At 68.2% G+C, this 20567-nt stretch carries 13 protein-coding genes; 2 read left to right on the top strand and 11 right to left on the bottom strand.

Annotated features, from left to right (window positions below; all coding sequences use genetic code 11):
- From NBY69_RS36720 to NBY69_RS36750, 7 genes are all read right to left on the bottom strand, one after another.
- Window positions 1–2039: tetratricopeptide repeat protein (locus tag NBY69_RS36720; protein WP_250306625.1), on the bottom strand; the 2039-nt coding region annotated here is incomplete at its 3' end.
- 283 nt (window positions 2040–2322) lie between these two features.
- The gene (locus NBY69_RS36725) at window positions 2323–2688 is read right to left on the bottom strand and encodes a hypothetical protein (protein WP_250306626.1); all 366 of its coding nucleotides are present in this window, start codon (window positions 2686–2688) and stop codon (window positions 2323–2325) included.
- A gap of 267 nt (window positions 2689–2955) precedes the next feature.
- Complete coding sequence (locus NBY69_RS36730; RefSeq protein WP_250306627.1) at window positions 2956–4641, bottom strand: Helicase associated domain protein; 1686 nt, start codon at window positions 4639–4641, stop codon at window positions 2956–2958.
- Window positions 4642–4750: 109 nt separating this feature from the next.
- Entirely contained in the window at window positions 4751–8332 is a 3582-nt protein-coding gene (locus tag NBY69_RS36735) for a helicase associated domain-containing protein (protein WP_250306628.1), read from the bottom strand.
- Window positions 8333–8347: 15 nt separating this feature from the next.
- Window positions 8348–9358, bottom strand: a complete 1011-nt coding sequence (locus NBY69_RS36740) for a TniB family NTP-binding protein (RefSeq protein ID WP_250306637.1) — start codon at window positions 9356–9358, stop codon at window positions 8348–8350.
- A 41-nt stretch (window positions 9359–9399) separates the two neighbouring features.
- Window positions 9400–11502 carry a transposase gene (locus NBY69_RS36745; protein ID WP_250306629.1) on the bottom strand — a complete coding sequence of 701 codons (2103 nt, stop codon included), beginning with the start codon at window positions 11500–11502 and terminating at the stop codon, window positions 9400–9402.
- 62 nt (window positions 11503–11564) lie between these two features.
- Window positions 11565–12281, bottom strand: a complete 717-nt coding sequence (locus NBY69_RS36750) for a TnsA-like heteromeric transposase endonuclease subunit (RefSeq protein WP_250306630.1) — start codon at window positions 12279–12281, stop codon at window positions 11565–11567.
- Window positions 12282–12544: 263 nt separating this feature from the next.
- On the opposite strand from NBY69_RS36750, the gene NBY69_RS36755 reads away from it, so the two are divergent.
- Window positions 12545–14743, top strand: a complete 2199-nt coding sequence (locus NBY69_RS36755; protein ID WP_250306631.1) for a dsDNA nuclease domain-containing protein — start codon at window positions 12545–12547, stop codon at window positions 14741–14743.
- Window positions 14744–15102: 359 nt separating this feature from the next.
- On the opposite strand, the gene NBY69_RS36760 is transcribed toward NBY69_RS36755, so the two are convergent.
- The 3 genes from NBY69_RS36760 to NBY69_RS36770 form a co-directional block, all read right to left on the bottom strand.
- The gene (locus tag NBY69_RS36760; RefSeq protein WP_250306632.1) at window positions 15103–15657 is read right to left on the bottom strand and encodes a hypothetical protein; all 555 of its coding nucleotides are present in this window, start codon (window positions 15655–15657) and stop codon (window positions 15103–15105) included.
- A gap of 191 nt (window positions 15658–15848) precedes the next feature.
- Window positions 15849–17852 (bottom strand): PE-PGRS family protein, encoded by a 2004-nt coding sequence (locus NBY69_RS36765; protein WP_250306633.1) that lies wholly within the window; start codon window positions 17850–17852, stop codon window positions 15849–15851.
- Between the two features lie 233 nt (window positions 17853–18085).
- Window positions 18086–19849 carry a helicase associated domain-containing protein gene (locus tag NBY69_RS36770; protein WP_250306634.1) on the bottom strand — a complete coding sequence of 588 codons (1764 nt, stop codon included), beginning with the start codon at window positions 19847–19849 and terminating at the stop codon, window positions 18086–18088.
- A 6-nt stretch (window positions 19850–19855) separates the two neighbouring features.
- Here NBY69_RS36770 and NBY69_RS36775 point away from each other — a divergent pair, with 6 nt between their 5' ends.
- Window positions 19856–20020, top strand: a complete 165-nt coding sequence (locus tag NBY69_RS36775) for a hypothetical protein (RefSeq protein ID WP_250306635.1) — start codon at window positions 19856–19858, stop codon at window positions 20018–20020.
- Between the two features lie 36 nt (window positions 20021–20056).
- Here NBY69_RS36775 and NBY69_RS36780 read toward each other — a convergent pair.
- Window positions 20057–20567 (bottom strand): transposase (locus NBY69_RS36780; protein ID WP_250306636.1); only part of this gene is annotated, 511 nt, incomplete at its 5' end.

Consider the following 20567-nt stretch of genomic DNA (forward strand, 5'->3'; position numbering starts at 1 on the left):
ATGCTGGTGGGGTCGAGTTCGATGGCGTGGTTGTAGTCGGTGAGGGCGTCGTCGTACTGGCCCGTGAGGCGGTGGGTTACGCCGCGGTTGGTGATGGCCCAGGCATCGGTGGGATCAAGTTCGATGGCCTGGGCCAGGTCGGTGAGAGCATCATCGAGCTGACCTGTGAGGAAGTGAGTGACGCCGCGTCCGTAGTAGATGCGCTGGCGGTGGTGGCCGAGGTCGAAGGCGTGGTTGTAGTCGGTCAGGGCCTGCTCGTAACGGCCCGAGTCGCGGTGTTCGCGGCCGCGGACCGCATAGACCAGGGCGAGGTCGCCGGCGGTGAGACCGGGTGCTTTGATCAGCTGGGTCAGAGCGTTGACGAGCGCATCTTCATCAGAGGGTTCCGCTGTCGGGGAATTCAACCGGTCTGCCCAAGCACTGAGGGACGGGTTGTCAGTGTCGTGTGCGGCCTGGGCGAGGACCTGAGCCCACCGACGGAGTACGCCCGCTCCTTGAACACAGGCGCGTACCGCTTGCTGGAGGGTGCTGGTCAGAGCACGGTGGGGATCGGCACACAGACGGTGGTAGGTCTCATTGAGCTGATGCTCGCGCCAGGCGGGGTCTTCCCAGCGTTCGTCCGTGGGAAGGCCTTCCTGGTGAGCGTGACGGCGCTGCCGGTAGGCGTCGGCGATCGTGGTGTGCTGCTGTTGCCAGCGTGTGGGGGACTGGGTGCGCTGCAGGCGCAGCATGGAGGTGCGTACGACGTCATGGAAGCGGCACCGGCCGGCCTCGCCAGTCACAAAGGGCAGGCCGCGCAGCCAGGCGTAGTCGTCGGCCGTGGGCTCGGGCACGATGCTGCGGAAGAGGTCTTCGTCCAATTGCAGGGGGAGGGCGCAGGCGAGTGCCGCGTTGCGGTGGTGGGGATCGCTCTCCCATTTCAGGAAGCGCTCGACAGCGGTGTCGGAGGGGTCGCCCACTGCATCGACGGTGTCGGGGCGTGTCTGGGCGAGGAGGTCGACCAGGACGGGTAGTCGGCCGCTCAGCTGCAGGATGACCTCGATGACGCTCTGGTCGGTGATACCGCGGGTGGCCAGGAGCCGGCGCGCTTCATCATCGGTGAACACATCCAGTGCCAATTTATCCACCAGATCGAGGTGGTCTCCCCAACAGCCGGCATTGAGCACGCTTTGCCCGGACAACACGGCCACGACGTTTCCGGGAAGCTCTCCGTACTCCTCGCCGACCAGGACATCGCTCAGCCACTGGTCCAGCACGGGACCGGTGCGTTCGTACACGTCGAAGAACAGCACCAACAACGGCCGGCGCCTGGCCACCGCGGCCAGGTCCTCAAGAAAGACAGGTGTCAGCACCCGTAACGGGGACATCACCAGCTGGACATCCTCGGGACTGCGCAACCGGGTACTGAGGGCGGCGCGGGCCCGGTCGGCCGTGCGGGCCACCTGCTGAGGGTCCATCGCACCAGCGATCGCCCCCATGCCCGGCAGTAGCCCCAGCCCGGCCAGGCCGGCCTGAGCCATCACCGTGCTGGACACCGAAGCCGACACCGGCGCACCTGCCGCATCCTCCGGCGAAGCGGACGCCACAGCTGCGTGCGTCTCCGCCTCATGACGCCGCTGACGGTAGGAGGCCAGCAGCTTCTCAAACTGCTTCAGCTCCGCGTCCTGCCGCGCGAACTGGGCGCTGATCGCCTCCATCGCCTCGATGACACTGTGCACATCGTCATCGAGATAAGCCGCCACCGCCTGAGAATCACGCGCCGCGATCTCCCACTGCCGCACCAACGAAGTCTTCCCGACACCAGCTTGACCCCGCACATGAAACAGATACTGAAACGCCTCACCCTCCGGATCCCGGGCAAGGTTCTCCCGGAACACCCCCAACTCACTGCTCCGGCCGATAAACCCGCTCCGACGCCGACGCCGGTTCAACTCCTGCCGCGACGGCCTACTCCCCGACACACCCACCACCCCCTGAATCCGAGCAGACAACGCCATGCCAGCCCCAACGGTCAGTGCAGGCTGCTGCAGTTCATGCATACGGCCAGGCTGCCACCGGCATCCGGCCGATGTCCCCCGTTCAGGCAGAGCGCTGAACCACGGCGGCGGCGATAACCCGGCCGTGCGGTTCGCTGCTCCTGACATAACCCACCGCCCGACGGGCGCAGGGTGACGCTGTTCACCCGAGCGGCGGCGCGCCAGCGGCACGTAGTTGACGCTGAGGTCAAGAGAGCGGCTTTCGCCAGTGTCCATCGACACGTCGAGGGGCCGTACGGAAGACTCCGTGCAGCCTGTCGATGTCTGCTCCCGGAGGTTTACCGGCTCAAGCGGTGGGCGTCCCCCATGCGAATTGAAGGTCGTCCAGCAGGAAGTCGTCCTCCTCCGCTTTTTTCCACTGGTCACGCATGAGGAGCGGGGCGTTCTCCATGCGCTCAACGATGATCAGGCTCTCGGGCTGGCCGACCAGCAGGTATCGGCCGTATCCGGTGGCGGGCGCGCTGCCCGGCCCGTACGCACACACCATCTCCTGAAGCCGCGCACGGTGCCGTTCGGCGAACGCCTCTAGGCGCTGTACGTATCCGTTCGTTCGTCCTCGCGCACGGCGCTCAGAGCCACGGTCGCGATGGTGGTGGCTGATGCGGGCCAGCTCCTGGCCGTATGCGTCGGCGTCGTGCTGCTCGGTGCTCACGTGGTGCCTCCCTTGTCTGTTCGGGTGCGGTGGGCGGCCCCGTTCGGATCGTGTACGGGCGCCGACGCCTGCGCGGCGGCGGCCAGGGCGCGCATGATGCACCAGCTGGTGCGCGGCTCGGTGACGACGTGGACCAGGACGACGGCGGACTGCTGCCCCGCGCCGCCCCGGACCCAGCGGACCTGATCGGCCGCCCAACGCTCGCACGCAGCCAGGGGCGTAGCCGTCCGAGCGAATAGCCGGCCGCGATGACGACGATGCCCATCATCAGGACCACCGCATCCCGATCGCGGACAGTTGCTCCATCCGCTCCGGGGCCAGTGTCGCGGCCCTGCTGCGCTGGTTGCCGATCCATGCGCCAAGCCGGAGCTCCCGTTGCTCCTGGTCCTCGTCGAGGATCCGTTCGATGTGTTTCCTCGGGACCTTGAGGTGGCCTTCGCGTTCGTAGAACTGGCGGGCGGCCTCGTAGTTCATCGTCCACTTGTCGGCCTGTGTGGGGCGCGGTTTGGGTTTTTCGTGCTCGGTGGCGGGTGTGATGCCGAGGACTTGTTCGCACATCCACTGCTGCACGGTCGTGAGCTTGTCGAAGCCGAGGCGCTGCGCACGGACCCAGCGTCCGAGGTCTTCGCCGCGGTGCATGACGGCGCCTGGCTCGGTGGGCAGTTCGCCGCCGATCTCCTCCAGGTGCATCCGGGTGAGGTGGAAGGCCCGTTGCCATTCGACCGGCCAGGCCGGGCACCAGGACGGGTCGATCTCCTCCAGCTGCTCGCGCCGTTCCTGTGACAGGGCGCCGGCCCACGAGCCGACGGGGAGTCCTTCGGCCTGGCGCTGTTCGAGCTCCTGAGCGCGCCGGGCAGCGGCGCGGGCGTTCTTCAGCCAGATCCCGACTTTGTAGCCGTGGTGGGTGGCGTCGAGTGGGGCGAGGAGGTGGCCGTGTTCGGCCGCCCATCCGCGTGCGGCGGACAGGCCTTCTTCCCAGGCGACGTCGTGGTGGGACCAGATCATGCCCAACTTCTCCAGCTGCGCGACGCGCTGCTCGTTCATGTCCCCGCGGGCGTAGAAGCGCCGGTTATCCGCGGTCCACTGCCCCAGCGGGAAGTTCGCCAGTGAGGCCGGCCACCCGACCCCCTCTGCTTCCTCGCCTTCCGGGACGCGGTAGGTGAAAGGCACTTTCAGGTCGCCGTGTTCGCGGGCGAAGATGACAGCGGCTTCCACTCCCCGGCGCCAGTGTTCGTGTTCGGGGTTGAGGACGCGCAGGTTGATGAACGCCGCAAGCGCGGCCGGGTCGCGCGGCGTGGAGAACTTCAACAACCCCTTCGCAGGGGCGCTGACGCTCCCGGAGCCTTCGCCGCTCCCGTCCGGGCTCTTCCCGCTCTCATCCTTGCTGACGGGCTTGTAGGCGCTCGGGGCCTGTTGCTCTGCGAGGGTCTCGACGACGCGGGCGTCGTGTGCGCGGAGGGCTTCCAGGAGCTTGGCGAGCCCGCCATACGCCCGGGAGGTGAGCATGTTGTCCGGCGTCTCGCCGGGGCCGAGCAGCACGGGCACCACGAGCGAGGCCGTCTTTCCCTCACCCGGCTGCATCCGCAGCGCCCGGCCCACCGCCTGGACCAGGTCCGGCATCGACCCGCGTACGTCCGCCCAGTACACGGAGTCGCAGTTCTTGGTGTCTACGCCCTCGCCCAGGACCTTCACCGAGCACAGGAAGCACTTCTCCACCACGGTGCCGTCGGTGGCGATCCCGGCCGCGAACTCCCCGAGCAGCCGGCGCCGGTGGAGCGGCTTGTGGTCCCCGCACAGCCAGTTGGCCCAGATCGTCTTCGGGTACAGCTCAGGGTCGCTGTCGTGCAGCTGGGCTGCGACGTAGGGAAGGCCGGCCGCGAACGCCTCGGCCTCCTTCACCAGGTGGTGGAAGACCAGCGTGCGCCGGAAGCCCTCCTCCGAGGATGCCTTCACCAGGGCGGTCTGCAGGGCGGCGAGCCGCGCCCCGCGGACTTCCGCCGAGCGGCCTTCCTTGCCCAGGAGCTGCGCGGCCTGGAGCTGGTTGTCGGTTGTCGCGGCTCGTTCAATCTGATCGGTGTCCGGTGTGTTGAGCTGGGCTGATCAGTTGGCTGGTTGGGGCTGGCGGTGTGCTCTGCGTTGGCGAGGGGCTTGACGTTGCTTGCGGGCTGGGGCTGGGCGGGGTCTGTGAGCTGTGGTTTTCCTGGTTCGGGGTGGCCGTAGGTCCGTTGGTCAGTTCTATTGGTTGGCCGGTCAGTTTCGTTGGGCGGCTGTTGTAGCTGATCAGGGGTGTGGGTCCGTGGATGCCGAGGGTGGTCAGGAGGTGCTGTTGGTGGGGGTGGAGTTGGTTCCAGGTGCGTTGCTGGGTGCGGATCCACTTGGTCGTGGTGCCAGGGAATGGGCGGCCGGCGGTGTGGTGGGTGTGGGCTTGGTGGTAGCTGTGGTTCCAGGAGGCCCGCCAGGGTGGGTTCCACCACGGGTCGAGTGCGGTGAGCTGTGTGTCGTGGGGCCAGGGCCGGCCGGTGCGGCGTAGGTGGGCGACGGCGCGTTTGCGCTGCTCGTATAGCCACCAGCCCAGGGGGAATCCGTTGTGTTCGGTGGTGTAGTGGGCGGTGCCGAGTCCGCCGTGAGTGTGTGCGTATGAGCGGGCGTAGGGCAGGCCGCCGTCGATGGATGACGAGACGGTTGTGGGGCGCGGCCCGTTGGTGCCGGTTCGGCGGCGCGTGCGTGTTTCCCGCTGGGGGCGGGCGGCGTGTGCGTCCTGGGGCGTTATGCCGAGTCCGGTCAGGAGTTCCTGCTGGCCCGGGTGGAGGTCGCCATAGTTGGTGCACTGGGTGAGCAGCCATCTGGTGGCGGCTGGAGGGAGTCCGGGGAAACCTGCGGCCGCGTTCAGAATGTGGCCGTGGATCTCGTTTCTGACGGCATGGTAGGCGCTTTGCCATGGTAGGCCCCAGGACGGGTTCCACCATGAGTCAAGGACGTCGAGGGCCTCGGCGCGACGGTGGGGTAGTCGGCCGTTGGCGGCCCGTTTGCGCTGGTGGGCGAGCCATGTCCCCAGCCGGTAGCCGTGGTGGTTCGCGCTTCTGGGTACGGCGAGGTGTCCGTGTTGGGCGGCGTAGGAGCGGGCGTGTGCAAGACCGGTGTCGAATGATGCTTGCTGGGTGACGCGACGGGGCTGTGCGGTGCAGGAGTTCGCGGTGGTGATACCGAGTTGCGTGAGCCTTTGTTGCTGCCCCGGGTGGAGGTTCTGGTAGGTGACGCACTGGGTGTAGAGCCACTGCCCAGTCCAGTCGGGGGTGCCGGGGAAGCCTTGTGCAGGGAGGAGTTTGATCCCGTTCTCGACGAGTCTGCGGGCGGCGCGGTGGTTGATCTGCCAGTCCCCGTTCCACGGTGGGTTCCACCATGGGTCGACGGCGGCCAGCAGTGGGCCGGCCGGGTAGGGCGCGGCGAACTTGGCGGTGTGAAGGCCGGCCTGGTGCTTTTGGCGGGCCAGCCACTTTCCGATGGGGAAGCCCTCGTGCCGGTCGGAGGGTGATGCGTTGAGGTCGCCGTGCAGTGCCGCGTAGGAGCGGGCGTAGTAGAGACCGGTCTCCAGGGACGGCCTGTGGGTGACGGGGTTGGGGCGGGCGGTTTGGACGGTCTGCTCAGTCAGTCCGACGCCCGCGAGCTGTCGGCGCTGTTCCACTGCCAAGCCGGGGTAGGACACACATTGGGTGTATAGCCATTGACCGAGTTCGTCGTCGAAGGCTGCAAAGGCGCTTTCGGGGTCGAGGGGGTGGCCGGAGCGGACGAGTTCGGTCACCGTGTAGCAGGCTCGCTGCCAGTCGGAGGGCCAGGGCGGTGCCCACCACGGATCCATTGCGTTCAGCTGCTGTGTGAGGGCGGGATCGAGAATGCCGCGTCGGGCGCGTACGCGGAGGTTGGTCAGCCATTGGCCGATGGGGAAGCCGGCGTACGTATCAGCAGCGCTCGCACAAAGGTGCCCGCGCTCCTTCCAGTAGGCGCGTGCGTTGGTCAGACCCTGGTCACGGACCTCGGCGAGGTTGCGACGCCGCGGCAGTGCGTGGCGGGCGGCTTCGGCACTGATGCCGATCTGTGCCAGTAGCCTGCGCTGCTGGGGGTGGAGGCTGCTGTAGACCTGGCACTGCCGGTACAGCCAGGTGCCGAGATTCTCGCTGGTGCCCGGAAAGCCCTGAGTGGGGCTGATGTCGGTGCCTGAGTCCAGCAGCCGTCGTGCGCGCAGGTAGATGCGCTGCCACAGTGTGCTCCACGCAGGATTCCACCACGGGTCAAGAGCGGCCAGGGCATGGCTGCGCTCGGGGGAGAGCTGAGGGCCTGCGGCACGCTGGTTGGCCAGCCACAGGCCGAGTTGGAACCCGTCCTCTTCGTGCCGGTAAGGAATGCAGAGGTGGCCGTGTTCGGTGGCGTAGGTGCGGGCGTGGCGCAGGCCGCGCGCGAACCCCTTAGCGGTCTCGGCCACGTCTGGGGCCGACGACCCCTCCGACTCCGTTTTTCCGGGCGTTTCGTCGACGGGCCGGGTTTCGGCCAGGAGCCGGGTGATCGGTGCGGGCCGGTGGGGCGGGGAGACGTGCCACATGCTGCGGGTTTTCGGCTTGTGCCCGGCCTGGGTGCGTACGCAGGCGCGTACCCAGGCGTTCAGTGGGCCTGTCGTGATGGCGCTGAGGCGACCGGCGATCCATGGCCGCTCAAGGCGCCGAGCTAGTTCGTCCACGAGGCTGGGGACATCGGCGAGGGCGTGCGGCTGATGCCGCCCCGCGTCATTGAGTAGCCGCTGCTGCAGGCCTGGGTCGGCGAGAGCCGCGGCCAGCGTGACGGCTTCGGGATAGGTCACCGCATCCCGCGCTGCGGCACGCCAAGCGAGGTCGTTGCCAGGTGCCATTAGCCGCAGCCGATCGGGCCAGAGGATCTCTTCCGGCCAGGGCTCGTCCCACCACGAAGCCATGATTGCCTGCGCCATGGTGAACGCTTCGCCGGCGGGCGCAGAGCGCCGCAGCAGCCGTATATGACGGCGCTGGGCCGCCCCGTTCTGCGGCACATACCGCAGGTCCAACTGCCCGGGGCACGCCGTTGCCCCGTCGACGACGGGTGTTTCCATCATCCAGCACTGGTGCTTGACGCATACCCGGCCGTGCGGCAGCAGGTAGCGGCGTGCTTCTTCCTGGCCTCGTGTGGCCGTCGCGGTGCAGGCCCGGCATCCGGGGCCGGTCGGCGGGATAGTGGCTGCGGTGCGGACCCAGGCGGCCGACCCGCTGCCGAGCCTGCTCGAAGGGACGTCTCTGCCCCAGGCAGGCAGGGCACGGTGCAGGTGTTCTTCGGGCATGCGGCAGAAAGCGGCGACCACCGCCCGGGCCTCGGCGTTGAAGACCACTTCTCCGTCGGGCCGCACCGTGAACAGGTTGGGCCGCCGTCCCACGTCCACGAGCGCGCCGATGAGTTCTTTGGCCGTGAGCTTGTACCGGGAGGCGACTCTGCTCATGAACGACAGCGTCGTCTCGCCGTTCAGTGGAGCGACACGCACCGCGCCCAAAGGCGGTCTATGCAGGGGCAGTTCTTTCTGCTCGCGCTGTGGTGGCTGCGAACAATCCCCGACGGCAGGTTCCATTAAAGGGCTGGTGGTCTTCTTCACCGCTGGTCCGCCTCGTCAGGATCCAGTGCCGTTGTTGCGGGGGCGCGGGAGGCGTTTTCGGGGCGGGCGGGCTTGCTGCTCCGCGCGGATGTCGAGCTGGATGCCGGCCAAGAGCCGTTTGGTGATCTTTTCGCTGCCGTCGAGGAGGGCGGTGAGGGCGGCTTCACGGATGAGGTGGGAGAGGCTTCCCATGACTCCGCCGGTGCGCTGGTGGAGGTAGTCGGCGTGCCGGGCCAGAGTGCCCCCAGTGTGGTGGCGCAGGTGCAGGGCATTTTCCATGTCGGTGACCAGGTCCAGCCAGACGGCGCGCTGTTCGGCGGTGCCGCAGGACAGGGCGATGTTGCGGACCAGGGTGAAGCGGCCTGCCAACTGTGCGCCGCGCGGCCCGTTGAGCAGGGGGGATGCCTCGACGTCGACGCCTGCGTAGACGAAGGTCGCCGGAATCCTCTCGCCCAGGTGCTTCATCTGGTCGGAGGTCTCCGCGCCGGCCCGGGTGCGGGTGTCGAGCAGGTGGACGTCGTCGACGAGGACCAGCGCGGTGCCCAGCTGGCACAGCAGGTGGCAGACGGCGTCGGTGATCTGCGCCTGGTTCATGCGGTTGGCGATGGGGATGCCGAGGAACCGGGCGAACTCCGATACCAGCATCTTGGGAGTGGAGGCGGGCGGCACCGCGAGGAAAGCGACGGGCAGGCGGTCGGTGCGGCCGGGGTGGCGGCGTTGTTCGGCGAGTTCGAAGGTGCGGCCCATTTCCAGCAGGGTGGTGGTCTTGCCGGTGGTGGGCGGTCCGGACACGATGAGTCCGCGGCGCGCGGTGCCCTGTTGGCGGCGGTTGAGGAGCATAAGCCGCCGTACCGACAGCGAGATGCGCTCCATGGCCGGGGTGGTCAGGACGACGAACCGGGAGTGGTAGTCCAGGCGTTCCTCAAGCGACCAGACCTCGTCTCCAGTGGGCGGGGGCTGCAGTGGGGGAGTGTCGACGAACTGCTGCCAGCCCTCCCGCGTGGTCGGTGGCGCATAGGCCGCCATCTGCTGCTCCTCGTCCGGGACGGGACCGGCTTCGGGGACTGCTACCACTGGGTTGCCTCCTGGCGGGCATCGTAGATCCGCGACGGGCGGGGGACTGCGGCCCGCCCGGATGGCTGCTCGTCTCCGGCGGGGCCGCCGCCGGCATCGTCTGATGTGCCGAGCGGGTCTTCGTCCTCGTCCCAGCCGTCCTCGAACTCTTCGTCGTCGGGCTCATCCAGGCTTGCTGGGGTGAAGGCGCCGACCAGGCCGTAGGAGAGGGTCGGGGCGGTGAGAGGGTCGGGCGGCTCTTGCTGGTTTGGGACGGGCCCGGCGAGGGAGGCTGCGGCGCTGGCGCGTGCCGCGACGGTCCGCTCGCGGCGGGTGCCTTCCCCGTTACCGGCCCGCCGCAGGAGACGGTCCAGGGCCTGGGCGAGCTGTTGCTCGTGCTCATCGCGGTCGCCGCGGCGCTCGACGGTCGCGCGGATGTGGCGCCAGGTGAAGTCGGTGAAGGGCAGGCTTACCCGCTCCTTGTGGATCCAGGGCACCTCCTCCCAGCCGCCAGGCAGCCGCACCCAGATCTGCTGGGGGTCATAAGGGTTGTGGTGCACCTCCCACATCCCGTCCGGGGCCGTCGACTGGAACCCGCGGTGCGGGTTGAGGACCTCATGGTCGTAGGTGCGATAGTCGAAGCGGATGCCGTAATCGTTGATGCCCACCCGTTTGACCGGCATGAGCTCGACATAGTCGTCTTCGCTGAGCAGCACCGGCACATAGCCGGTCACGCCGACCAGCGCGGCCCACATCTCGTTCGGCGACACCGCGAGCTTCGGGGCCAGAGGATGACGCAGGGATGTGTGCCGACGGTGCTGCCAGTCTGCGACCAGCCACTCGTCCAGCAGATCCTGCACCTGCGGCAGCGTCCAGCACGCCTCGTCCTCGACGTGAGAGCCGCGCTGAGTGACGTCGGAGCCGGTGTAACCGGCCACGTACTGGGAGAACCGGTCGCCGATGGTGCGGAACATCCGCTCGACATTTCCCTTGGCCGGGCCGTTGGCCGGAGGCGCCGGCTGCACCGACACCCCCAAGCTGTCGCACGCCGCGGTGAACGAGGCGGAGATGAACACCCGGCCCTGGTCGACGACGACCGTCTCCGGCGTGATCACCGGACGGGCTGCCGCACCCTCCAGCCGCGCGTCCAACGACACCAGCCGCTCGTAGGGGATGACCGAGCGCGACATCGCCAGCGCCTCTTCCCACCCTCGGCGCATCCGCATTGGCGTCACCATCTGCGCCAGCAGAACCGCCGCATCCACCGACCCGGTGCCCATCGGCCGCAGCACGGTCGCACAGATACTGCGCGTCGCCACATCCAGGGCGATCGTCAGCTCGGCCTTACCCACCACCCCGTCGGCCAGGACCACCATCACGTCCAAAGGGGTGCTGTCCAGCATCACCAGCTCACCGGGCCGCAGCGCCACCGTCGGGGTGAACGGCGGAGCCGGCCGTGAGGAGTGACGGCGCCGCTGCGCCGCTGTCCCCAACAGCCCCTGACGGTCCGCGAGGGCGTGCACCAGCCGGTTGAACGTCGAGGCCGGCGGCACCTTTACCGTCCCCACACCGTGGGCGTCCTCCAGAATCCAGCCGACGGTGCGCCGGAGCCGGCTCAGCGTCCCGGTCGACCGCTCCCGCTGCGCCTGGAGTGCCTGCTCGATCGCGGCGACCACCCGCTCGTCCGCGCGCCCTACCGGCGAGCGCCGCCGGGCGGTCCGGCCGTCCACCAGCCCCCACAGGCCTTGCTCCCGATAGCGGGCCCGCATCCGCCGCACCGTCACCGCACTGGCCGGCTGCCCGGCCGCCGTCAGCTCGGCGGCCTTGGCTTCCTCCCGCTCCGCCATGGTGCGCCAGGCCGGATCGAACTCGGCACGCGGCACCTGGTCCTGACCCGGAACGGGGCACCCGGTCTCCACCTCACGCACATGCCGCTCCCAGGCGTACGCACGCGCGCGCACCTGTTCAGGCAGCTCCTCCAGGAGCCCGAACGGAGGCACGCCGCGCTGCGGGGCGCCTACCACTTCGAAGTCGGGTTCGGCGAACAGGAAGTTCGCCACGACAGTGGCCACGGAGTTGTCCGCGTCGACCAGCCGTACGCATGACCCTTCCAGCATGACCACCGTCCAGGTCCGCTTCGCGAAACGCACCTGTGTTCCGGGCTCTAGCACTGTGCCGCTCACGCCTGCCCCCGTCTGGGGCGGTCCGCCGTCACGGTCACCCGCTCGTGCAAGGGCACCTCGAGGGGGGCCGACAACTTGCCGTGCCACAGCGCGTGGAAGACCACCGGGAAGACCTGCACCGGATCGCCGAGTTCACGCACGCCCTCGATCAGAGGCCGCGGTCGCCGAAAGACCTCGGCCGCGCGCCCGGCAAGTTCGCCGCCCCTGTAGCGGGGGTGCCGGTACCCGGCCAGCCAGCGCAGATTGGCCGCCAGAACCGGATCCGGAGGGCGCAGAACCCTGTACTGCCACCCCGCTGCCGCGGCCGCGGCCTCCACCACCGCCGCCCGACAGGCCAGGCGCGGTGAGATGTCCCCGTGCCCGGCGCAGTCCGCCAGCAGACCCCTGCCTTCCGCGAGCCGGGCCATCAGATGCGGTGCGTGCCGCACCCAGGTTCCGTCACGCTTACGCCAGGTGAATTCCACCGGGCGGCATGCAATGGCCACGACCGAGGGATCCCGGTCCAGTAGCATCACCTGGTTCCGTATGACACCAGACCCGTAGTGCACCAGCCGCCCGGTCGTTGCCGACCACCACCAACCAGGCGCAAAACCACGGCCAGAACGCACGGGAAAGGGCCGCACCGGACCGCAGTCCTCCAACGCGACCTCCCGTGCGACGTCTCGCCAGCACATCAGCCGGTCACCGCCCGCAGGATCGACGAAGCGCGCCATCAGGTGATCGTCGGCTACCTCCGCGAACTCTCCGCTTGCCTCGCCGCCTTGTAGCCTCACGTCTGACAGCCAAATGCATTCCGGGCGGCCGGGTACGTGATCCGCCTGCTCCCACCCCGAACGGGTGAACGCAATCCGCTGCCGAAGAGGGAGACCTCGGTGAGGGAAGGACATGCTGGCTTCACGAGTTCCGCCGAAGTGATCGACTCGCCAGTCGAGTACCGCTTACGCTGCGTGCTTGGGGAGAGTGGGCTGGGGGGTACATGGTTGATCCGATTGCGACTGCTGCCCTGAACGATTCGGGTTCGGTGACACTGCGAGGCTACGAGTACCAGACTCACGTGGCTGCACAGGCCGTCCTGGAGATGCTCGCTGATGAGGCAGTACGGCATGTGACATGCGAGCACATTGAGGACGTCATCATCGCCCGCAGTGAGGAGCAGGCCAAGGGCGGTCTGTTTTGGGAGTTTCAACAGATCAAGATGCGGGAAATGGCCACTCCCTGGGCATTCAGAGACGTGCTCGCAAAGAGGCCGTTGCAAAGCCTGTGGCGTACGTATGGAACGTTGAAAGACCAGGGACTCTCCTACAGGCTAACGGCTGCCGTTGAGGGATTTCTCGATCCTGCCGACGCGCTCGTTACTGCTCTTGCGCACGGAGAAGGGGCCGACAACGAGCACTGTATGGAGCGGGTGACTGCCCACCTGAAAGCTGACGCCAAGGAGGTCTCTGCCTTCTTGGGCCTGATCCGTATCCAGGAACTTCCCAGGAGCGAAGACATCGAGGAACGTAACGTCGCGTGCCTTCACGAACTGGGCTCGCCTTTGACCGGTACTGAAATTAACGGTCTCTACGCCGAGCTAGTGCACCGTGTCAGGAAGGCGATGCAAGGCCGCCTGGATCCTCGGTGGACTGAGCAGTCAGGAGTGCAGGACCTGCCTGCGGGGCTGCTGGGGAAGCGCATCGGGCCCAGCGCGGTTGCCGATATCCGTCAGCGCCTGCAACTACCTGATCGCATGCTGTTGACCGGCTTCTCACAGCGCGGAGGAGTCGACACAGCGCAGATCAGTGAACTGCGGAGTGGCGCAGCAGCCCCGTACGAGGCTCGCGGTCTGCGCAAGGACTATGACTGCGAGAAGTTCCCCTTCCACCGTCAAGAGGACGGCATGGCTGACGTCTTCTACGCGACGCACAAGCCGACCGGCACGCCCGTCGTCCTCAAGAAGCTACGCGGCCAGTACCCGCACCTCGACAAGAAAGCCCGGATGACCCGTGAGATCGAGGTGGGCCGTCTTCTGAGCGACCATCCGAATGCGATGCCGGTCTGGGACGCCAGCGCCGACGGCACGTGGTTCGTCATGCCCAAGGCGCAGGCTGTCGCAACGGAATGCCTCGATGACCTCAAGGATCCGGCCGTACTACGGGACCTGATTGAGAGCCTGTGCTCGGTGCTGATCGCTGCGCATGGGATGCAGGCACCGGGCGCCCCTCACGGATGGATACATCGGGACATCAAGCCGTCTAACGTACTTCGGCTTGATGGGCGATGGGTTCTTGCCGACTGGGGCATTGTGCGTCGTCCGCCTGGCCAGACCACGCATGCGCAGCGCACCCGGCTTGGGGCGAGCATGGGATCTGAGGGCTTTGCCGCTCCGGAGTTGAGCTTCGATGCCCACAGTGCCGGTCCGCCGACTGACGTCTACAGCTTGGGGCAGCTGATCGGCTGGGCGATCACACGCAGGAACCCGCGGCAGAATATTCCACTCATACCGGACTCTGGACCCTGGCGCGCGGTCGTCCGAGGAGCAACGCGTACGGACCCCGGGAGACGGCCGGCAACGGTGCAAGCGTTCCTTGACCTCATCGCCCAGGAGATCGACACACCCCCCACGCCGCCCGTAGTACATGCCGAAACGCTCCGTGATGCTTTGAACGATGGAGCAGCGAATGCCTCAGAGGAGTTGGTGGCCCTGGCGGCTACCCACCCCGACGACGCTGCTCTGTACTGCGACGTACTTCTCAATGTTGATCCTGTGGCGCTCATGCCAGCGTTGTTCGCTGACCCTCCCCGAGCCCTTGAGATTGTCCGGGCGATGCCCGACCTTCTGGGCACACACCGCTCAATAGAGCGTGGTGAAGTCGACGCCGTCATCCTGTGGCTGTTCACCGTCGCACGCCACGCCGCTAATGCTGCGCAGTTGGATCTGCTGGAAGTTTGCTGCAACGGTGCCTTCACCTGGGACGCCTTGTGGGACCAGTGGAGGCCGCAGGATGAGATCAGGCCCTGGCTGCGCACCCTGACAGGGGATGCCGCCGGCTCAGTCGCAGGAGCGCTGCGCGACCATCCCGACTGCGCACGCCACTTCTCCTCACTGGCCAACGAGATGCGAGTCGAATACCGGATCCGTTCGGCAGTCTCACCACCTTTGCCGGGCGCGACCGGCACCGCCGGGTCAACGTAGGGGGCGGCGCGACTATGCCCGGTACCTCGTCTTCAGCGCGTCCCGGTGTGGCTGGGGCTGGGTCGAGTGATGCTGGGAACCATGGGCAGGCGTAGTCGACTTCGATGGTGCTGAAGGCTTCGTCCGGCCAGGGGGCGGTGTCGTTGTCGGTGGTGATGAGCTGGAGGCCCGAGCCGTAGGCGTCCGCCGAAGAGGGACCCGTACGCAGCAGCGCCAGGCCGTGCAGCGCGGCGGCGAACAGGGCGGCTCGCTGCGGGTGATTGCGATGCGCAAGGACGCCAGCACCGCGTCTCGGCTCGGCGCGTGCGCGGTGACAGCCACCCCGGTGATCGCCTTGGTGGCGCAGTCGATGAACCAGGTCACCACGGCGTGGCCAGCTCACCCTCCACGTCTACCTCGACGGGCATGTGCTTGTGGTCGCCCTCCCACGCCGCGTTGCGGTGCGTGACCGGCCGCTGCCCGAACACGTCATGCGCGCGCCGCGCCGCCTCCCCGCTCTTCAGCCCGGCTCGCTCACCGCGGGTCAGGTCCCGGCGGATCGCCCGGTGCAACGTGGAGAGCGACGGCACCGCGGGCGCGTCCGGATCCTCGGTCGCCCGCTGTACCAGCTCGGCGTGGACTCGGGAGGCGTTACCGCCCCACAGTGCCAGCAGCCGCCGGATTTCCGTGCTGACCGTGAAATGGGACGACTCCACCCGGGCGAGGCGATGGTCCTCACGGGCAGCGGCCAGCCATCGCCACACCGTCCGCTCCGACTTCCCCAACGCCTTTGCCACCAGGCGCACATGCGCGGCGCTCAGCTCACCGCGGCTGTCGAGGTCCAGCAGCCGGGGCATTGCCGCCGCCCGGCCCGCCGCCGGCGGGAACACGGCCTCCGGGCTGTCTTGCTGATGCTTGCCACGGCTTCCCGGCACACGCGGCCCCTCTCGCCGAGTACGGGACAGCACGGCCTGCTGTCCTGGTCCCAGGTATCCCAGCCCTTCGGCACCCAACTGATCGGAATCGGCATACGGCTGACAGCAAACATCGCCGTCCGATACAGCCAGCCCGCCTGCGAGGCCGCTCGGCAGCCCAACCCTCCCGATCCCGGAGACATGACGGCTTCTTACGGTTCTGGTGTGACCGGGGCCGGGGGCTGGATCCGCTGGAGCATCTGTTCCATGACGGGGACGGGCAGGGCGGGGTGTCGGGCCGCGGTTTGTGCGGTGTCGGTGTCCCGCAGCAACCGGATCAGCGCGCGGGCGGGCAGCCTTGGATGCAGGGCGGCCGCGTAGCGGACACGTTCGTGCGGGTCGTCGAGCAGCCGGACCGCTGATGCGGGCGAAAGGCGTGGGTCGGACGTGGCCCGGTGCCGTACTTCCTCGTTGCTGTCCCGGCTGAACGTCTCCACCAGCTCTGGCGTGGACTCCGGGTCGTCCAAGGCCAGCTGGCGCATTCTGACGTTCGGGTCGTTGACGTAGCGCAGCAGGTCGCGGCGGGGGAAGTTGGGGTGGCCGTGAGGGCGGTCGGGGGTGGTGAGGCTGCCGGTCCACCACTGCCACACCCGCAGGAGCATGTCAGCGGGCGCGTCGTCGCAGGATTCCGCGAGGAAGAGCTGGACGACGCGGTCGTCGTCGCGGGCGAGGCGTTCGACGACGTCCGCAGGGAGGTGCCGGGCCCGGGCAACGCTCCTGCGGACCAGAGGATGGGAGGAGGCGGCCAGGCGGCGCATGGCGCCGGGATCCTCGTGCAGTGCCATGACCCAGTCCAGCGGGTAGTAGTGCACGCGCGGGTGGAAGTCGATGGGGATGCCCGCCCGCTGCTCCTCGGTGATGTCGGCGCGTGTGGCCACCACGAAGCGGACGTTCTCGTCAGGGTCCTGGGCAAGAAGACCGACCAGGTCCGGGTCCAGGTGCGGGTTGCCCGCGAGAGAGCAGCGTTGTGCCGGCTCGCCGTGGCGGGCCAGGTGTTCGGCGAGGCCGCGTTCGAGGCGGCAGGACTCCACCGCACGGTCCCGGACTCCTTCGGTCTCGAACACCGAGCGGGGCATCGGCTGCTTCCGGTGATGCAGCAACAGTGCCTCGACGCGCACCTTGCCGGAGGGATCGCTCAGAAGCTTGCGCCGGGCCGGGCCGTCCAGATGAGGCCAGGCCCTTTGGCAGGCTGAGGCGCGTACAGAGGGATTGTCGTCGCCAGCCAGCGCGGTCAGTATCCGTACGGGCAGTCCGCGAAGGCGGGCTGTCTCTTCCCGGACCCGGACGGAAGGATCCGCGGCGAGCTGCTCGTAGGCGGTGTCGGTGAGCTCGGCGCGCCGGTCCGCCGCCAGCAGGGTGAGGATCCAGCGGGGCCGGGATTCCCGCTCGCCCAGGATCAGGCGAGTCCATTGGTCCGCTGTGAGGCCCGGCTGGGCTTCGGCCAGCAACTGCCGCACCTTCCCATCCGGGTGGATGATGGCCGCCTCGACGACCGCCGCAGGCAGACGCCGCCACAGGAGGAAGTGCGACACACCAAGGAGACGGGCACGCAGATCATCGGGGGTGGCCGGGTTGAGTGCCAGCCCGTGCGCCCACATCTCCTGCACCCTCTTGGAAGGTCCCGGCCCCTGAAACAGCGATGTCCAAGCGGCGGCCCGCTCCCGCGGGCTCTCCTGGGCCGCCGCCCGAGCGGCTGCCTCCTGCCGCTCGCGCAGGTGGTCCACGACGATCAGCCATACCTCGTCTTCTTCAGTGGTCACCCCCAGCAGGGTGTCCCCGTCCACCGAGAGGGTGATGAACTCCGGCTGCCCGGGCCGCTCACCCAAAACTCCGGCGAGGTTCCACTGCTCCGTGAGCTGCACCCGCGTCCAAGGCCTGGGCGCGCAGCCTGTCCAGTTGCCCGCGACGTCGATCAGGAAGACACCGTCCCCGCCGAAGATCCCGCTCTCGGTCCCGAGCCGGTGCCACTGCGCATTGAGCTGGGCGACCAGGTCCGCTCGGTCTGCCCTCACACTCACGGTCGGCCTGGCTTCTCCCGCGACGACCGGGCGCCACGCGGCCCGGGGCGGCATTACCTCCTCGGTCTTCCAGTCACCCGCGATGTGCAGCCCGGCGCGCCGCAGCAACTCCATCAGCTTGTCTTTCCCACCCGTCATGAGTGCTCATCCTGCCCGACCCTGATCCCTTCCCCTCCAACGGCGGATGGGTAGACACACCAACTAAGCGCAGATGCCGGTCCACTTGGCTGCCACCCCTCGTGCAGTGGTTCGCCCCGCTGGTCTCGTTCGCCGCGTGCCGTAAGGCCAACAGCAGAGCCGCGGGCCGCCCACTCACCCGGTGGCGCCCGCGCATCTGATCCGCCGTTGGGACTCTCCGCTGACGGTCGGTGTCACGCCCACTGCATGCCCAGCTCCCGTAGGGCGTTCAGCTGCTCCTGGGTGAGTTTGTCCCTCCTCGACTTGGTGTTGGAGATCCACACGCCCAGCTTGACGATCACCGGCTCCGTCTCGCGGTCGACCGTGATCTCTTCGCTGTGGCCGCGTGGTACCGGCCGGTCCGCGCCTTCTCGCTCGATCCACTGCGCGAGGGCTGCCAGGCCGCGTTGGAATGCCTGCTGGGCTTTGCTCGGGCCCTGCGCCGCGCGCTTGGCGGGGGCGGGGGCGGGTGATGGTGTCTGGGTGGGTTGTACGCCTAGCGCGGTCAGCCGCTCGCGCTGCTCGGGCAGGAGCTGCGCCCAGGTGCCGGGTTCTTGTTGCCGCCACCTCCAGGTGCCGATGTCATCACCGTCGTGCATGACCCCGCCCGCGATGTAGGGCAGGACGCGGTCGGCGTCGACCAGGTCGGCGAGGACGCGGTAGTGGCGTTGCCAGTTCAGCGGCCAGGGGCAGTCCCAGTCCGGGTCGATCTCCGTCAGCTGCGCCGCGCGGGCGGCGGCCCGCTCCGGGTCCTTGCCCAGGCCGTTCTTCGCACCCTTCCGCCGGAGGTTGGCGAGGTGCTGTCCGATGGGCACCATCGCCTCGCCTTCGCCCCAGACCGCGTCCTGACGCGGCGCGAGGTGCCCAGTCGCCCGGCGGTACGACCGGAGCGCGGCGAGCTTGATCTCCCAGGCTTCCTCGCCCGGCTCCCAGAGCATCCCGGCCTCCGGGGCGTCCAGCAGAGTCTTGCGCCGCTCCTTCAGCTCGCCCGCCCGCAGCGCCTTCCGCTGCTGATGCACCCATCGACCAAGCGGAAACGACTTCGTGACCCCCACTTCGACCTCGACGTCGTAGGCAACGGCATGGACGCCGGTGATCTCGTTCTCCGCCCGCCAACGGATCAGGGCCTGGTAGCCCTCCAGCCACACCAGGGACTCCGGCCGGTAGACCCGGGTGCGCAGGAACGCGGCGATCGTGGCGGCGTCCCGGGGAGAGGAGAAGTGCAGCAGCGCGGACTCGGTAGCGGCGTCGGTGTCGTCGTCGTGCTCCTGGTCCTCGCCGTCGCTCTCGCCGCCGGCCCCGACGATTCTCCCGTCCTCGTCACGCTGGACGTGCACCTTGCGCTTGCCGCTCGTGAGCGCGCGGGAAGCGAGCTGCTCGACAAGTCGTTCGTCATGCGAGCGGAGGCCTTGGAGGACGGCTACGAGGGGGCGGAAGCTGGCGCTGGCGACCATGTCGGTGGGGTCCTCGCCGGGTTCCAGGAACACGGGCACGATGATGCGGGCGATCTTGGTGGAGCCGTCCTTGTTGAGGCGGAGTGCCCGGCCGATGTTCTGCACGATCTCGACCTGGGAGCCGCGGGTGTCGGCGAAGCAGATGGCTTCGACTCCCCGCTCGCCGGTGATGTCGACGCCTTCGCCGAGGACGCGGCAGCTGGCGAGGAAGGCGCGGTGGACCCGGTGCCCGGCCGCGTCGATGCCGCCTGCGAACTGCCGTAGCGCCTCCCGCCGTTCGGTGACGAGGTGGTCGCCGCACAGCCACGCCGACCAGACCCGGTCCGGAGGTACGTGGCGGCCGGCTTCCAGCTCGTAGAAGGCCGCGTCGATCGAGGACTGCGGCAGCTTGTCCGCGGCGGCCAGGTCGGCGTCGGAGGCGTCGTTGACGTACAGCTCGGCGGCGGTGGCCGGGAGCTTGTCCGCGAACGCTCGGGCCTCTTCGACCTTCTGGTGGAAGGTCATGACCGTATGGAGGTTGTACGCGGCGGCGTGCTCCAGGAGCGCGGTCTGCAACAGGGCCAGGCGCCGGCCCCGCTGCGCCTCCTCCGATTCCCCGAGAACGGGGGAGGGGTCGCGGATCTCCAGGACGTCGATCTCGAATCCGGCGAGGATTCCGCGCTCGATGGCCTCTGAGAGGGCGTTTGATGTGGCCGAATTGCTGCTTATGGCCTAGTAGGTTCCTCGCCAGGTTGGTGTGGTCTCGTCCGTTATGCGCTTGGTGAGGTTGTCGATCGATGCGATGTGGATCATGGCTTCGGAGCTGGTGGTGAGGGTCTCGTAGTCGCGGGCGAGGCGTCGGTGCATCATGATCCAGCCGATGCTCCGCTCGACTACCCAGCGCCTTTTCACGACATGGAAGCCGCGAACTTTGGGGTTTCTGTTGACGACTTCGACGTCGATTCCGAGCTTCGCGCCGTGTTCGACGACGGCTTTCTTGAAGCCGGTGTCGACCCAGCTTTTGGCGATGGTCGGGTAGGCGCTTTTGGCTTGATCGAGGAGACGTACCCCCAGGGCGTTCTCGGAGAGGCTGGCGGCGGTGACGGTCACGGCGAGAAGCAGGCCGATCGTATCGGTGAGGATGCCTCGCTTCCGGCCGACGATCTTCTTGGCAGCGTCTGTTCCCTGGCTGGTCACGGGCACGTTGGTGGAGGTTTTGATGCTCTGGGTATCGATGACGGAT

Origin of the sequence: Streptomyces sp. A 4/2 (genome assembly GCF_940670765.1) — a bacterium.
Taxonomy (GTDB): domain Bacteria; phylum Actinomycetota; class Actinomycetes; order Streptomycetales; family Streptomycetaceae; genus Streptomyces.

Coding starts and splice junctions, on each gene's coding strand:
- NBY69_RS36775 (WP_250306635.1), top strand. CDS start 19,856: ATGGAGGTTGTACGCGGCGGCGTGCTCCAGGAGCGCGGTCTGCAACAG.
- NBY69_RS36765 (WP_250306633.1), bottom strand. CDS start 17,852: ATGACGGGTGGGAAAGACAAGCTGATGGAGTTGCTGCGGCGCGCCGGG.
- NBY69_RS36750 (WP_250306630.1), bottom strand. CDS start 12,281: ATGGCGCGCTTCGTCGATCCTGCGGGCGGTGACCGGCTGATGTGCTGG.
- NBY69_RS36740 (WP_250306637.1), bottom strand. CDS start 9,358: ATGGCGGCCTATGCGCCACCGACCACGCGGGAGGGCTGGCAGCAGTTC.
- NBY69_RS36770 (WP_250306634.1), bottom strand. CDS start 19,849: ATGACCTTCCACCAGAAGGTCGAAGAGGCCCGAGCGTTCGCGGACAAG.
- NBY69_RS36745 (WP_250306629.1), bottom strand. CDS start 11,502: ATGCTGGAAGGGTCATGCGTACGGCTGGTCGACGCGGACAACTCCGTG.
- NBY69_RS36755 (WP_250306631.1), top strand. CDS start 12,545: ATGGTTGATCCGATTGCGACTGCTGCCCTGAACGATTCGGGTTCGGTG.